Source organism: Arthrobacter sp. Y3224055, assembly GCF_059090825.1.
Map to the genome: position 1 here is coordinate 162,822 of NZ_JBNHGB010000001.1, position 14,671 is coordinate 177,492.

The following is a 14,671-nucleotide window of genomic DNA, read 5'->3' on the forward strand; positions in this document are numbered from 1 at the left end:
AATCCCCTCGGTTCAGCGGGTGGGCACGCTGCGGACAATGGCGGCCGAGTATGCGGGCAGCATCAGCCGGCCGACTGCTGCGGCCTCAGCGGACCCGGTCCCGCCGGCTGTGCCGGCGATGCCGGCGGTGCTGCCGGTGCCGGCGCCGTCCCCGGCGGCGGGACCGCCGTTGTCCCCGGCGGCGAGCGTGGCGCCGTCGTCGGTGGCCAGGACCAGTGTGCCCGGCCCGACAGGCAGCCGCCGCGGCTCGGTGGAGAAGTTGCAGCAGATCGCGAAGGAGCCGCGCCGCAGGATCAGCCAGCCCTCCTCCGCGTGGGACTCCACCGACGCGGACGCGAAGTCCGGTTCCGTCAGCTCCGGATGCTGCTTCCGGAGGGCGATCAGCCGGGTGTAGAGCTCGAGGAGCCGGGCATGGTCGCCCGTGGCGGGCTCGGTCCAGTCCAGTTTGGAATTGTGGAACGTCGCCGGGTCCTGCGGATCGGGCACTACCGCGGGATCCCAGCCCATCCGCTCGAACTCCTTGAGCCTACCGGCGGAGGTCGCCTCGCCGAGCTCCGGTTCGGGATGGGAGGTGAAGAATTGCCACGGGGTGGACGCCGCAAACTCCTCGCCCATGAACACCATCGGCGTAAACGGAGACATCAGGTTCAGCACGGCGGCCAGTGCCAGCTGCCCGTAGCCGAGGGTGCCGGTGAGCCGGTCTCCGGCGGCACGGTTGCCGATCTGGTCGTGGTTCTGGGTGCAGACTACCAGTTGCCGGGCGGTCACCCGGTCCTTGTCGATCGGCCGGCCGTGGTGGCGTTCCCGGAACGAGGAATAGCCGCCGTCGTGGAAGAAGCCGTCCCGCAGCACCTTTTCCAGCGCTCCGAGTCCGGCGAAGTCGGCGTAGTAGCCGCTGGTTTCGCCGGTGAGGTTCACGTGCACGGCGTGGTGGAAGTCATCGCTCCACTGGCCGGCCAGGCCATAGCCGTTCACCTGCCGGGACTCGATCAGCCGCGGATTGTTGAGGTCCGACTCGGCGATCAGGAACAACGGCTTATCCAGCTCGGCGGCACACTCGTCCGTCGCAGCCGCGATCTCCTCGAGGATGTGCACGGCGCGCTCGTCCCGCAGCGCGTGCACCGCATCCAGTCGCAGGCCGTCCACGTGGTAGTCGCGGAACCACATCAGCACGTTGTCGATGATGAAGCGGCGGACCTCGTCCGATCCGGGTCCGTCCAGGTTCACGGACTCGCCCCAGGTGTTGGCGCTGCCGCTGCTCAGGTACGGCCCGAACCGCGGCAGGTAGTTTCCGCTGGGGCCCAGGTGGTTGTAGACCACGTCCTGGATGACGCCGATGCCCTTGGCGTGCGCGGCGTCCACGAACCGCTGGTAGGCGGCCGGCCCGCCGTAGCTCTCCTGCACCGCGTACCAGAGCACTCCGTCGTAGCCCCAGTTGTGGGTGCCGTTGAACGCGTTGACCGGCAGCAGTTCCACATAATCCACCCCGAGCCCGGCCAGGTAGTCGAGCTTGGCCGCGGCGGAATCCAGCGTCCCCTCGGAGGTGAACGTGCCGATGTGCAGTTCGTAGATCACCCCGCCCAGCCCCGGCGAAACCCAGTCCTGGTCCTGCCAGGCGTGGGCCCCGGCGTCGAAGGTCCGGGACATCCCGTGCACCCCGTCCGGCTGGCGGCGCGAGCGTGGATCCGGCAGCACCGCGTCCCCGCCGTCCAGCAGATAGCCGTAGTCGCTCTCCCCCTCGGGCGCGGCCGCGGGGTCTGCCAGACGCCACCAGCCGGCGTCGTCCGGGCCCTGCATCGGCAGCCGTGCGGCGCCGGCCTGCAGTTCCACCCTTCCGGCACGCGGGGCCCACAGCGCGAAGTCCCGGCTCATGACGTCTCCTCCTGTTCGCGCACCAGCAGCGCCACCGGCAATTCCGTCAGCACGCCGGCCAACGGCAGGACGCCGTTGCCGGCATGGCTCCGCCCGCTCAGCACATCGCGGTATCGTCCGGCGGGCAGGACGACGGCGGTGTCCCGCCACCCGCCGTCGCGCTGCAGCCGCACCGGGAGCCTGGTGGCCAGCGTGATGGCGCCGCCGCGGTCGAAGCCGAAGGCGTGGCCGGCCGCCGCGCCCCGGACCGGGACGACCTCGTAGCCGGTGAACAGCTCGGGCCGGTCGCGGCGCAGCCGAAGCGCCCGGGCGACCACCAGCAGCTTGGCTGCCGCGCCGTCGTCCACCGGCGGCGTCCCGTCCCGGTCCAGGTTGTCCAGCGCCCGGCGGCGGGCGGTGAAATCCACCGGCCGGCGGTTGTCCGGGTCCACCAGCGAATGGTCCCAGAACTCGGTGCCCTGGTAGACGTCGGGCACTCCGGGCATGGTCAGCTGGATGAGCTTGGCCGAGAGGGAGTTTCTCCAGCCGAAGGGCTTGATCCTCTCCGCCAGATTGACCAGCAGCCGGTTCACCTCCGGGTTGTCGAAGGCCGCGTCCACGGCGGCGTGGAGTTGTTTTTCGAAGTCATGGTCGGGGTCGATCCACGAGGTGCTGTTGCCCGCTTCCCGGGCGGCCTTCTCCGCGTAGGCGTGGGCCCGTGCCCGACTGAACGGCCACGCGCCCAGCGCCGCCTGCCAGAGCAGGTCCGCGAACGGCAGGTCCCCGAAGGGTGCCAGCCGGTCCAGCTCGGCCAGCCAATCCGGCCACTGGTCCGCCAGTTCCGCGAGCACCGAGATGCGGGCCCGGGTGTCCTCGCTGCGCTTCGTGTCGTGGGTGGACAGCGCGGTCATGGCGAGCGGCTGTTCCTGCTGCCGGCGGATCAACCGGGTGTGGAGCTCGAACGGCTCCACCGCGAAGATCGACGGGTCCGCCCCCACCTCGTTCAGGGAGGTCAGGCGGGTGTAGCGGTAGAACGCGGTGTCTTCCACTCCCTTGGCCATCACCATGCCGGAGGTCTGCTGGAACCGCACCGCGAGTTCGGTGAGCACTCCCTGCGGATTCAGCAGCGGCAGCAGGGTGGTGACGGCGTCGGCAAGGTCGGGACGGCGGACCTGGGCGGCGATTCCGGCTTCCTCGAGGTACTGCGCGCCGACCGGGAGGTAGCTCCGGTACACCGGGAAGCAGCTGAGCAGTTCCGCGATCGCATCGGCCGCTGTCTCGAAATCCAGGCCGGTGCCGGCGGGAACCAGCCGGGCCAGGCGCAGCACCTCGGAGCGCAGGATACCGTCGGCAATGCCCCGCTTGGTGTCGTGGATCATGTGCTGGTAGGGCTGGACGGGGGCGGCGTCGGTGAGGCGCTCCCGCCCGTCGGGATCGACCAGCAGCCGGTCCACGTCCGCCAGCGCGTCGTACCCGGTGGTGCCCGCGCAGGCCCAGTCGGCCGGCAGCTCCTCCCCCGGCTCCAGGATCTTCTCGACCAGGACGTAGGCGCCGCCGGTCAACTCGTGCAGCCGCTGCAGATAGCCCTTGGGGTCGGCCAGCCCGTCGGGATGGTCCACGCGCAGCCCATCGACCAGGCCCTCGTCGAACCAGCGCTTGATCTCGGCGTGGGATTCGTCGAAGACCCACGGCACTTCCACCCGGACCCCGGCCAGGGAGTTGACGCCGAAGAACCGGCGGTAATTGAGTTCGGCATCGGCCCGCCGCCAGTTCACCAGCTGGTAGTGCTGGCGCTCATGGACTTCGCGGGCGGTAGCGCCGTCGTCGCCGGTCCCCTCGGCGAGGGGAAAGCGGTGGTCGTAGTAGCGCAGCTCGCCGTCCGCCAGCTCCAACGCCTCGAGTTCCGCGTCGCCGTCGCCCAGCACGGGCAGCCGGAGCTTGCCGCCGCCGGCATCCCAGTCGATGTCGAACGCTTCCGCATAGCGGGAGCCGCGGCCCTCCGACAGCAGCGACCACCACCAGCGGTTGTTGGCCGGGGTGGCCACGCCCATGTGGTTCGGCACGATATCCACCAGGACGCCCATCCCGTTCTTCCGGGCGGCGGCGGAGAGCGTCCGCAGCCCGTCGATCCCGCCCCGGGCCGGATCCACCGCGCTGAAGTCGACAACGTCGTAGCCGTGGTCGGACCCCGGCTCCGCGGTCAGCAGGGGCGACAGGTACACCCAGTCGACGCCGAGCCGGTGCAGGTAGGGCAGCAGCTCGGCGGCGTCATAAAGCGTGAACGATTCCCTGATCTGCAGCCGGTAGGTCGAAGCCGGGGCCCTCATCCTTTCGCCTGCCCCGTCTCGCTCCCGGCGCCCTGCTGCCCGGGTTCCCCGTCCGGCTCGGCCGCGGCCGGCTCGGCCCCGGCCGTCCGCTCCGCCTCGGCCATCGCGGCAACGGAGGCGGCGACCGAGTGGTCGGGCTCTTCTTCCGGCGCCGTGTGGGCCTTGAGGACCACCGTGGACTTGGCGGCGACCGGCACCTTCGTTCCGGCCGTCAGCGGGCCGGGCAGTTGGTCGCCGCCGGCCGTGTCGATGATGATGTCCCAGGCCGACGAGTACTCCCGCGGCGGCAGCACGAACGGCACGTCGTCGTCGGCGGCGTTGAAGTACACCAGGAAGTGCTCGTCCGTGATCCGCTGCCCGCGGTCGTCGCGCCCGCGGATGCCCTGGCCGTTGAGGAAGACGCCGATGCAGCGGCCGAGGGCCTCGTCCCAGTCCTCGGGCTCCATCGGTGTTCCCTCCGTGGTCAGCCAGACGACGTCGCTCAACGGCTCGCCCTGGCCCCGGCGGACCGGCTTCCCGTCGAAGAACGTGCGCCGCCGGAAGGTCGGGTGTTCGGCCCTTAACCGGTTGACGGTGGCCACGAACTCGAGCAGCGGCTGGTCCACGTTGTTCCAGTCCACCCAGGACAATTCCGAGTCATGGCAGTACACGTTGTTGTTGCCCTGCTGCGTGCGTCCCAGCTCATCCCCGTGCGCGATCATCGGCACGCCCTGGCTCAGCAGCAGGGTGGCCAGGAAGTTCCGCTGCTGGCGGGCGCGCAGGGTGAGGACCGCTTGGTCGTCGGAGGGCCCCTCCACCCCGCAGTTCCACGAGCGGTTGTGCGATTCGCCGTCGTTATTGTCTTCGCCGTTGGCCTCATTGTGTTTCTCGTTGTAGGACACCAGGTCCCGCAGCGTGAACCCGTCGTGGGCGGTGACGAAATTGATGGAGGCAACCGGGCGCCGCCCCGTGGCCTCGTACAGGTCCGAAGAGCCGGTGATGCGGGAGGCGAATTCGCCGAGCGTTGAGGGCTCGCCCCGCCAGAAGTCGCGGACCGTGTCCCGGTACAGGCCGTTCCACTCGGTCCACAGCGGCGGGAAGTTGCCCACCTGGTAGCCGCCCGGGCCGATGTCCCACGGTTCGGCGATGAGTTTGGTTTGGGACACGATCGGATCCTGCTGCACCATTTCGAAGAAGGTCGACAGCCGGTCCACGTCGTAGAACTCCCGGGCCAGGGTGGAGGCAAGGTCGAAGCGGAAGCCGTCCACGTGCATTTCCGATGCCCAATAGCGCAGCGAGTCCATCAGCAGCTGCAGCGAATGGGGGTGGCGCACGTTCAGCGAATTTCCCGTGCCGGTGTAGTCCATGTAGTACTGCTGCTGGTCCTCGACCAGCCGGTAGTAGGCCGCGTTGTCGAGTCCGCGGAAGGACAGCGTCGGGCCCAGGTGGTTGCCCTCGGCCGTGTGGTTGTACACGACGTCGAGGATCACCTCGATGCCCGCCAGATGCAGTTCCCGGACCATTGCCTTGAACTCCTGCACCTGCTGCCCGGTGTCGCCGGAGGAACAATACGTGTTCTGCGGCGCGAAAAAGCCGATGGTGTTGTAGCCCCAGTAGTTGGACAGCCCCTTCTCCTGGAGCGTGCTGTCGTTGACGAACTGGTGCACCGGCATCAGCTCGATCGCGGTGACGCCCAGCTTCTGCAAGTGCCCGATGACCGCCGGATGCGCGATGCCCGCGTAGGTACCGCGCTGTTCTTCCGGGATTTCCGGGTGCAGCTGGGTCAGGCCCTTCACGTGGGCCTCGTAGATCACCGAGCGGTGATAGGGGGTGCGCGGCTTGCGGTCGCCGTCCCAGTCAAAGAACGGATTCACGACGACGCCGAGCATCATGTGCCCGGCAGAGTCCTCGTCGTTGCGGGAGTCCTCGTCCCCGAAGTTGTAGCCGAACAGTGGCTGGGCCCAGTCGATCTGGCCGCTGACGGCCTTCGCGTAGGGGTCCAGCAGCAGCTTGTTAACATTGCAGCGCTGCCCCTGGCCCGGGTCGTACGGCCCGTCCACCCGGAAGCCGTACTTCTGTCCCGGCTGGACTTGCGGAAGGTAGCAGTGCCAGACGTAGCCGTCGACGTCCTTGAGCTCGATCCTGGTCTCGGCCCCGTCGTCGTCGAACAGGCACAGGAAAACGGCCTCCGCTGCCTCGCTGAACACGGCGAAATTGGTGCCGTTGCCGTCATACGTGGCCCCCAGCGGATAGGCGTCTCCCGGCCAAACTTCCATGTGCAAACTCCTGATGATCGGTTGTGGTCCCTGTTCCCTTCATACCCCATGGTCCTGACAATGGATATCCCCCGGTTGTCCGCCCGGCGGGCAACCCGAGCCGGCGCGGCAGGCGTTTCCGGCCCGCTGCCCCGGCGCTCGTTGCGTTGAACACACGGGCTGCGGCACACCATGGCGCCGGCCCGGCCACGGCCAACCCGCCGGCCCGCGTCACGGTCTCTGCCACTGTCGGCATCACGGTTTCCGCCACTGTCGGCGGCACGAATGCGGGCGTATCGTGGAGCTACCATCAGGTTCGCGTGAGGCAGGGCTGGCCATGACTGGCAGCGGTTCCGGTTCCCCAGGCGCTGTCTCCCGGCGCCAATTCACGACGGCGACCGCCCTCACCGTGCTCGGCGCGGCAGGCCTGTTGGGCGGCGGCCTCTCCCGCGCGGCAACGGCCCCCGGCGGTCCGCTGGAGGTCAGCCTCGCGGCGGCGGTCATCAACCGGGTCTACCGCATTACCGCCCGTGAACGGGCGCGGGTCACGGACGCGCCCAAGCACGAGTTCCGGGGCTTCTGGCTCTCCACCGTGCTGAACATCGATTGGCCGTCGCGCCCCGGCCTGTCGGCGGCCGTTCAGCAGGCCGAACTGCGCAGCTGGCTGGACCTTGCCCGCAGCCGGAACCTCAACGCCGTGCTGCTGCAGGTCCGTCCCGCAGCTGACGTCTTTTGGCCGTCGACGGCGGGAGAGCCGTGGTCCCGCTACCTGACCGGCACCCAGGGGCGCAATCCCGGGTACGATCCGCTGGCCTACGCGATCGGCCAGGCGCATGCCCGCAACCTGCATTTGCATGCCTGGTTCAACCCGTTCCGTGTGTCCATGACGGCGGACCCGGCGGACCTGATTTCCTGGCATCCGGCGCGGAAAAACCCGGGCTGGAGCTTCGCCTACGGCGGCCGGCGCTATTACAACCCCGGCATCCCCGCCGTCCGCAGCTACATCATCAAGGTGATCACCGAAGTCGTTGCCAAGTACGACGTGGACGGCGTCCACCTCGACGACTATTTCTATCCCTACCCGGTCGCGGGGCAAACCATCCCGGACTCGGCTGCCTACAATGCCTACCGGTTGGCCGGCGAGAGCGTGGCGGATTTCCGGCGGCGCAGCGTCAATGCTTTCGTCCGCGACCTCAGCGCCGCGATCTTCGCGGCCAAACCCCGGATGCTGTTCGGCATCAGCCCCTTCGGCATCTGGCGCAACCGATCGACCGACAGCCTGGGCTCCGCCACCTCCGGCCTGCAGAGCTACGACGCCACGTACGCCGACTCCCGGCTCTGGGTCAAGCAAGGCTGGCTGGACTACGTGGTCCCGCAGCTGTACTGGCACCAGGGGAACCCGGCTGCCGATTACAACACGCTGGTCAACTGGTGGGCGGCTCAGGTGGGCGGCACGGCCTGCAAGCTCTACATCGGCGAGGCGGCCTACAAGGTGGGCGACCCCGCCCAGGGGGCCGACTGGCAGGACCCCCGCGAGCTCTACAACCACACGGCGAAATGCCGGGCCACGCCGGCGGTGCGCGGCCAGGTTTACTTCTCCGCCAAGTCCGTCCGGGCCAATCGGCTGGGCGGCATCGGCCTCGTCCAGGACAAGTTCTACCGGCGCGTGGCGATGACCCCGGTGATGTCCCACCTGGGCGCCCAGCGACCCTACGCGCCGCTGATCGCCAGCGCCCGGTGGAACGGAACCGGCGTCGAGCTCGTCTGGCGGGGGGCGACGAGCGGGACGTTGCCGAGGCACTATGCCATCTACCGCTGGGAGTCCGACGGCGCCGCGGCGGCGTTCATTCCCTCGCAGGCGGGAGCCCTCCGGCGCGTGCACCGCCGCCGCGGCAATCCCGAAAGGTTCGTGGACACGGGCGCCGTCCGGGGACGCACGTACTGGTACGTGGTGGTCGGCATGAGCGACCTCATGGTCGAATCCGCGGCCGCATCCGCCATCTTCATCCGAGCCTGACGCCGGGACGAAGCCATGACGCCTGCCTCCCCATCAGACGGCGACCAGGGTCTCGTCCTGCTGGAGACTCTCGCCCGCCGGTTTGCGGACGACCCGCTGGTCGAACGCGGCACCATGTTCCGCAGTGACGGGCTGAGGGTGGCCGGAAAGATCTTCGCGTTCCTCGGCCACGGCGGCCGGCTGATCGTGAAGGTTCCGCGGCAGCGCGCGGAAGAGTTTGTTGCTTCCGGAGCGGCGGAACCGGTCACGATGGGACGCCGGACGATGAAGGAATGGGTGGCCTTCCCGGCGATCGCCGACGACGCGTCGGCGGCCGGCGACGCGTCGGCTGCCGGGCAACAGTGGCTCAGCGTCGTCGACGAGGCGTATGCGTACGTCAAAAGCCTGGGCGGCAGCTGAAGACGGGCGCCGTTACCCTGCCCCCTGCCCTGCGGGCTGGAACAGTTCCACCAGATTTCCAGCCGGGTCGGCGAGCAGTATCTGACGTCCGCCGGGACCGGCAACCACTTCGCTGCGGAACGACAGTCCCGCCCCGCGCAGCCGGTCGATCTCCGCGTCCAGGTCTTGCACGACCAGGTGGATGCGGTTGCGCCCGGCGGCCGGATAATCCGGTGGGGTCGCGCGCGCCCCCGAGCTTGCCGGCCCGGAGAGCAACAGCCGCAGCGGCCCCCGCGTCAGGTCGGCGAAGGCGGGCGAGCGCATGTTGACGGTGAAGCCGAAATGACCGGTGTAGAAGTCCACGGCCGCCCCGACGTCGTCCACGAGGTAGCGGACGCTGGCGTACTGCTCCGATGCTGGCACGGCTCTTCCCCCTCAATGTGCGGCTAGCGGCGGGCGCCGGCTGTCAGGATACATCGCACGCTTTGCCCGGAACAGGGCCGGGTACCGGTCCCCCCGACGGCGATCGCGACGGCGGAGTGAGCCGGCACAGCACAGCGATCCGGAACAGCGCAGCGGGCCGGAACGACAGCCCCGACCTTCCGCCGATGCGCAAGGTTGGGGAACAATGGGCGGACGCTCCCCCGCCCTGCCCAATAGCCCAGGAGTCATCGTGGCACAGCTGCTGTATTCCGCAATCATGTCGCTGGACGGCTACATTGCCGACCGGGACGGCAACTTCGACTGGAGCGTTCCCGACGAGGAGGTGCATTCCTTCGTCAACGACTTGGAGGGACGGGTGGGCACCTATCTCTTCGGCCGGCGCATGTACGAGGTGATGGCCGTCTGGGAAACCGTGCCCGACGGCCCGGAGGTTTCCCCGGTCGAGCGGGCCTTCGCGGAGTCGTGGCTGCGGAAGGACAAGGTGGTCTATTCCCGGACCCTGCAGACGGTTTCAAGCGCCCGAACCCGGATCGAGCGGGAATTCGAGCCGGAGGCGGTGCGGCGCCTGAAGGCCTCGGCAGCGGCGGACCTGAGCATCAGCGGGCCCGACCTGGCCGGCCACGCCTTCGCGGCGGGACTGGTCGATGAATGCCTGTTTTTCGTCTCGCCGGTCGTGGTGGGCGGCGGGAAGCGCTTTCTGGCGGAGGACCTGAGAGTCGGGCTCGAACTGCTGGACGAGCGCCGCTTCGGCAACGGCGTCGTGTACCTGCACTATCGGGTGGAACGTTAGCCCGGGCTCGACGCGCGCCCGGCTGCCGGCCGCTACTTCTCGGCGACCGCCATGGCAGTTGCCAGGTCGCCGTCGTGGCTCATGGACAGGTGCCAGAACTTCACACCCCTGGCCGCGGACGCCGCGGCGACAGTGCCGGTGAATTCCGGGTAGGGGTCTCCCCCCGCGTCGACACAGATGGTGCAGTCCTGCCAGTTCATGCCGGCCGGAGCCCCCAGTGCCTTGGCGATCGCTTCCTTGGCCGCGAAGCGGGCGGCCAAGGACCGGGTAGTGAGCTCGCGTTCCGCTGGCGTAAACAGTCGCTCCAGCAAGGCCGGGGTGCGCTGCAACTGCCGGCGGAACCGGGAAACTTCCACCACGTCCACGCCGATGCCCACGATCATTCTTCGGCTCCCGCCCGAACCGACCACGGCGAGCGGGCGCACCGCGGAGCCAGGACCGGCTCCCCGGTGGAAATCAGGGTGCACCGCACGGGCGGCACGGACAGCAGCCGGACGCGCCGCCGGAGCGCCGCGTGGCGGGCGCGGACTGGACGTCTGGGAACGGAGCAGGCCCCGATCCTGTTGTACGGAGACCGGGGCGCCGCGAAGAGCAACCGGGTGGACATGCCTGCCAACTGCCTGCTACTCGACGGTGACGCTCTTGGCCAGGTTGCGCGGCTGGTCCACGTCGTAGCCCTTGGCCGTCGCCAGTGCCAAGGCGAAGATCTGCAGCGGGACCGTGGTGAGCAGCGGAGCCAGCAGCGTAGGCGTCTCGGGAACGTAGAAGACGAACTCGGCGAAATCCTTGACGGAGACGTCGCCTTCCTCGGCGATGACAATGGTCTTGGCGCCGCGGGCGCGGATTTCCTGGATGTTCGAGACGACCTTGGCGTGCAGCGAGTTGCGGCCGCGCGGCGAAGGTACCACCACGAAGACCGGCTGGCCTTCCTCGATCAGGGCGATCGGCCCGTGCTTGAGCTCGCCTGCGGCGAAGCCTTCGGCGTGGATGTAGGCCAACTCCTTAAGCTTCAGCGCGCCCTCCATGGCGACGGGGAAGCCGACGTGCCGGCCCAGGAACAGCACCGACTTGCTCTCGGCCATGAGCACGGCCAGGTCCTTGATGTCCTTGGCGTTGTCCAGCACGCTCTGGATCTTCGCTGGGATCTTGCCAAGGTCGGCCAGGATGTCCTTGATCTCGCCCTGGAACTTGTTCCCGCGCAGCTGCGCCAGGTAGAGGCCCAGCAGGTAGGCTGCGGTGATCTGCGCCAGGAAGGCCTTGGTCGAGGCGACGGCGATCTCGGGTCCGGCGTGGGTGTACAGCACGGCGTCGGCCTCGCGCGGGATGGTCGAACCGTTGGTGTTGCAGATCGCGAGGACCTTGGCTCCCTGCTCCTTGGCGTACCGGACGGCCATCAGGGTGTCCATGGTCTCGCCGGACTGGGAGATGGCCACAATCAGGGTGTTGGCGTCCACGATCGGGTCACGGTACCGGAACTCGTGCGAGAGTTCGACCTCCACCGGGATGCGGCACCAGTGCTCGATCGCGTACTTCGCCACCTGGCCGGCGTAGGCCGATGTGCCGCAGGCCAGCACGATGATCTTGTTGGCGGTCTTGAGCAGCTCCGGGTCGATCCGCAGCTCGTCCAGGGTCAGCCGGCCGTGCAGGTCCGAGCGGCCCAGCAGGGTCTGGCCGACCGCCTCGGGCTGGTCATTGATTTCCTTCTCCATGAAGGACGGGTAGCCGCCCTTCTCCGCGGCGGCGGCATCCCAGTTCACCTCGAATTCGGTGCCCTGGGCGGCATTGCCGAAGAAGTCGGTGATCTCGAAGGAGTCGGGGGTGATGGTCACGATCTGGTCCTGCTCCAGCTCCACGGCGCGGCGGGTGAAGTCGATGAAGCCGGAGACGTCGGAGCCCAGGAAGTTCTCGCCCTCGCCCAGTCCGACGACGAGCGGCGAGTTACGGCGCGCGGCAACGACGACGTCGGGCTGGTCCTGGTGGATGGCCAGCAGGGTGAAGGCGCCCTCCAGCCGCTGGCAGGCGAGCTGCATGGCCTTGGCCAGGGTCGCGGTGGCGGGATCCTCGGCGACCAGGGAACGGTAGAGGTCCCCGAGCAGCACCGCGGCCACCTCGGTGTCCGTTTCCGAGCGGAACGTGTGGCCCTTGGCCAGCATGGAGGCACGGATCTCGGCGAAGTTCTCGATGATGCCGTTGTGGATCACGGCGAGCTTGTCGCCGTCGGCCAGGTGCGGGTGCGCGTTTTCGTCGGTGGGGCCGCCGTGCGTGGCCCAGCGGGTGTGCCCGATGCCGGTCAGCGACTCGGGCAGCGGGGCGGACTCGAGCTCGTCCAGCAGATTGCTCAGCTTGCCCGACTTCTTTCGCGCCTCGATTCCGGAGCTGGAGATGACTGCCACTCCCGCGGAATCGTAACCGCGGTATTCCAGGCGGCGAAGGCCCTCGAGAACGACGTCCAGGGCGCTGTGATCAGCAGCGCTGACTCCGGCCCCGCCGTCGCGGCGGCCAACATAACCTACGATTCCACACATGGGATTAAGGGTACCTGCCCGCGGGACCGTCACCGACAGAGGGTTCCGCACGCCGTCCCGGCGGCCGATGGGAGGCGGGACGGGGCAATCCGCCGCGCCGCAGCGGGGCGCCTTTTGGGATTTGAATCCCGCAGCAGGCACAATTCATAGGTGACTGATGCGACACCGAAGACGACGGCGTCCAACGGTGAGAGTAACTTCACACCATTCGTGGAGCTGGACCGGCAGACCTGGTCCCGGCTGTCCAACGAGATTGAACAGCCCCTGGACCAGGACGATATCGAGCGGCTCCGGGGCCTGGGCGATGCCCTGAACCTGGACGAGGTCCGCGAGGTCTACCTGCCGCTCTCCCGGCTGCTCAACCTGTATGTGGGCGCGGCCGGCGAGCTGCACAAGGCCACCACCACCTTCCTGGGCGAAACCAGCCGCCGCACACCGTTCGTGATCGGCGTGGCCGGATCGGTCGCCGTCGGGAAATCCACCACGGCCCGCGTGCTGCGCGAGATGCTGCGGCGCTGGCCGGACACCCCGAACGTGGAGCTGGTCACCACCGACGGTTTCCTCTACCCCAACGCCGAACTGGCGCGGCGCGGGCTGATGGAACGCAAGGGCTTCCCCGAGTCCTACGACCAGCGGGCGCTGCTGCGGTTCGTGTCCGAGGTGAAGTCCGGGGCAGAGGAAGTGCATGCGCCCTGGTATTCGCACCTGACCTACGACATCGTGCCGGACAAGGAAGTGGTGGTCCACCGTCCGGATGTGTTGATCGTGGAGGGCCTGAACGTCCTGGCTCCGGCGCGCCCGCGGGCGGACGGACGCACCGGGCTGGCGCTCAGCGATTTCTTCGACTTCTCCATTTATGTGGATGCCAAGACGTCCTATATTGAGCAGTGGTACGTCAACCGTTTCCACAAACTGCGGCGGACGTCCTTTACGGATCCGGAATCCTATTTCCACCGCTACGCCTCACTCACGGACGAGGAGGCCACCGAGACGGCCCTGGGCATCTGGCGGCGGATCAACGAACCGAACCTGAGGGAGAACGTGCTGCCGACACGCGGGCGGGCACAGCTGGTGCTCACCAAGGACGCGGACCACTCGATCCGCAGAATGCTGCTGCGGAAAACCTGACATGGCCGTTCTGAGGGCGCCGGTGCTCGCAGCCGGCCTGGCCGCCGCGCTGGCCCTGCTCACCGGTTGCGCCCCGGCGGGGGAAACCGCTCCGCCTCCCGCCGCGTCCGCCGGCACGGCGACGGCCGCACCGACTGCACCGGCACCGACCCCGGCCGAGGAAACCACGTCCCTTCCGGTCCCCGAACAAAGCCCGAAGGCTCCGAAGAAAGACGGCGACGCCACCGGCGGCGGCCGGAAGGACGGCGGAAGCAAGGGCGGGGCCGCGGGCGGCGGCCAGAAGGACGGCGCGGGCGGCGGCAAGAAGGACGGCGCCGCGGCCGCCGGGGAGGACCACACGGATCCGGCGAGCATCGCCGTCGTCGTCAACAAGGCCCGTCCGCTCGATCCCTTGGACTACTACCCCGGAGACCTGCGCCAGCCGGCGGTGGCCCTGGGCGCGGGCGGGGAATCGGCGCTGCTGCGGGACGCTGTGGCAACTGCCACCGAGGACATGTTCAACGCGGCCGCCGCCGACGGCGCGTTCATGATCATGATCAGCGGGTTCCGGTCCTACGCGACGCAGGCCAGCACCTACAACCACTGGGTCCGGCAACACGGCAGCGAGGCCGCCGCGGACATGATTTCGGCGCGGCCCGGTTATTCGGAGCACCAAACCGGGCTGTCCCTGGACATCGGCGACGCCACCGGGATCTGCAACCTGCAGCAGTGTTTCGCCGAGACGGCGGCGGGCAACTGGGCGGCCCACAACGCCGCACGCTTCGGATTCATCATCCGCTACCGGCCCGGTGCCGAGGCCATGACCGGTTATTCGCCGGAACCCTGGCACCTGCGCTACGTGGGAAAGAAGGTGGCCGCGGACATGGCCAGACGGGGCATCGAGACGCTCGAGGAGTACTTCGGGTTGCCCGGAGCCGCCCGCTATTCGTGAGCGGTCGCAGCCGCGCCCGCGGCGGCCCCATCTTGCGGCGTCCCCA

The 14,671-nt window shown here is 68.7% G+C and carries 11 protein-coding genes; 5 read left to right on the plus strand and 6 right to left on the minus strand.

What is annotated here, in order from left to right; translation table 11 throughout:
* Window positions 1–12: 12 nt before the first annotated feature.
* Genes treZ through glgX form a run of 3 tightly spaced genes read right to left on the minus strand, consistent with a single transcriptional unit; the run spans window position 13 to window position 6,433 of the window.
* Entirely contained in the window at window positions 13–1,872 is a 1,860-nt protein-coding gene (gene treZ, locus AC5RTY_RS00740; RefSeq protein WP_494110128.1) for a malto-oligosyltrehalose trehalohydrolase, read from the minus strand.
* Window positions 1,869–4,178, minus strand: a complete 2,310-nt coding sequence (treY, locus tag AC5RTY_RS00745; protein WP_494138806.1) for a malto-oligosyltrehalose synthase — start codon at window positions 4,176–4,178, stop codon at window positions 1,869–1,871. Before treY ends, treZ begins: the two co-directional genes overlap by 4 nt.
* A complete protein-coding gene (gene glgX / locus AC5RTY_RS00750; RefSeq protein WP_494138807.1) occupies window positions 4,175–6,433 on the minus strand; it encodes a glycogen debranching protein GlgX in 2,259 nt (752 codons plus the stop codon). The genes treY and glgX overlap by 4 nt, the downstream gene beginning before the upstream one ends.
* A 316-nt stretch (window positions 6,434–6,749) precedes the next feature.
* Here glgX and AC5RTY_RS00755 point away from each other — a divergent pair, with 316 nt between their 5' ends.
* Both AC5RTY_RS00755 and AC5RTY_RS00760 read left to right on the plus strand, forming a co-directional pair.
* Window positions 6,750–8,429 carry a glycoside hydrolase family 10-like protein gene (locus tag AC5RTY_RS00755; protein ID WP_494138808.1) on the plus strand — a complete coding sequence of 560 codons (1,680 nt, stop codon included), beginning with the start codon at window positions 6,750–6,752 and terminating at the stop codon, window positions 8,427–8,429.
* Window positions 8,430–8,444: 15 nt separating this feature from the next.
* Window positions 8,445–8,828 carry a hypothetical protein gene (locus tag AC5RTY_RS00760; RefSeq protein WP_494074096.1) on the plus strand — a complete coding sequence of 128 codons (384 nt, stop codon included), beginning with the start codon at window positions 8,445–8,447 and terminating at the stop codon, window positions 8,826–8,828.
* A gap of 12 nt (window positions 8,829–8,840) precedes the next feature.
* On the opposite strand, the gene AC5RTY_RS00765 is transcribed toward AC5RTY_RS00760, so the two are convergent.
* Window positions 8,841–9,230, minus strand: coding sequence for a VOC family protein (locus tag AC5RTY_RS00765; protein WP_494138809.1), 390 nt, complete (start codon window positions 9,228–9,230; stop codon window positions 8,841–8,843).
* A gap of 250 nt (window positions 9,231–9,480) precedes the next feature.
* Here AC5RTY_RS00765 and AC5RTY_RS00770 point away from each other — a divergent pair, with 250 nt between their 5' ends.
* The gene (locus AC5RTY_RS00770) at window positions 9,481–10,041 is read left to right on the plus strand and encodes a dihydrofolate reductase family protein (RefSeq protein ID WP_494000424.1); all 561 of its coding nucleotides are present in this window, start codon (window positions 9,481–9,483) and stop codon (window positions 10,039–10,041) included.
* A gap of 32 nt (window positions 10,042–10,073) precedes the next feature.
* On the opposite strand, the gene AC5RTY_RS00775 is transcribed toward AC5RTY_RS00770, so the two are convergent.
* Entirely contained in the window at window positions 10,074–10,424 is a 351-nt protein-coding gene (locus tag AC5RTY_RS00775; RefSeq protein ID WP_494022527.1) for a holo-ACP synthase, read from the minus strand.
* 240 nt (window positions 10,425–10,664) lie between these two features.
* Entirely contained in the window at window positions 10,665–12,566 is a 1,902-nt protein-coding gene (glmS, locus tag AC5RTY_RS00780) for a glutamine--fructose-6-phosphate transaminase (isomerizing) (RefSeq protein WP_494000426.1), read from the minus strand.
* Between the two features lie 150 nt (window positions 12,567–12,716).
* Here glmS and coaA point away from each other — a divergent pair, with 150 nt between their 5' ends.
* Together coaA and AC5RTY_RS00790 are read left to right on the plus strand one after the other, a co-directional pair.
* Window positions 12,717–13,694 carry a type I pantothenate kinase gene (coaA, locus tag AC5RTY_RS00785; RefSeq protein WP_494000427.1) on the plus strand — a complete coding sequence of 326 codons (978 nt, stop codon included), beginning with the start codon at window positions 12,717–12,719 and terminating at the stop codon, window positions 13,692–13,694.
* Between the two features lies 1 nt (window position 13,695).
* A complete protein-coding gene (locus tag AC5RTY_RS00790) occupies window positions 13,696–14,625 on the plus strand; it encodes a M15 family metallopeptidase (RefSeq protein WP_494025451.1) in 930 nt (309 codons plus the stop codon).
* Window positions 14,626–14,671 lie beyond the last annotated feature (46 nt).

Excerpts from the sequence above, each read along its gene's own strand:
- glgX (WP_494138807.1), bottom strand. The coding sequence starts at position 6,433 with ATGGAAGTTTGGCCGGGAGACGCCTATCCGCTGGGGGCCACGTATGAC.
- AC5RTY_RS00790 (WP_494025451.1), top strand. The coding sequence starts at position 13,696 with ATGGCCGTTCTGAGGGCGCCGGTGCTCGCAGCCGGCCTGGCCGCCGCG.
- AC5RTY_RS00775 (WP_494022527.1), bottom strand. The coding sequence starts at position 10,424 with ATGATCGTGGGCATCGGCGTGGACGTGGTGGAAGTTTCCCGGTTCCGC.
- AC5RTY_RS00760 (WP_494074096.1), top strand. The coding sequence starts at position 8,445 with ATGACGCCTGCCTCCCCATCAGACGGCGACCAGGGTCTCGTCCTGCTG.
- treZ (WP_494110128.1), bottom strand. The coding sequence starts at position 1,872 with ATGAGCCGGGACTTCGCGCTGTGGGCCCCGCGTGCCGGAAGGGTGGAA.
- AC5RTY_RS00755 (WP_494138808.1), top strand. The coding sequence starts at position 6,750 with ATGACTGGCAGCGGTTCCGGTTCCCCAGGCGCTGTCTCCCGGCGCCAA.
- treY (WP_494138806.1), bottom strand. The coding sequence starts at position 4,178 with ATGAGGGCCCCGGCTTCGACCTACCGGCTGCAGATCAGGGAATCGTTC.
- glmS (WP_494000426.1), bottom strand. The coding sequence starts at position 12,566 with ATGTGTGGAATCGTAGGTTATGTTGGCCGCCGCGACGGCGGGGCCGGA.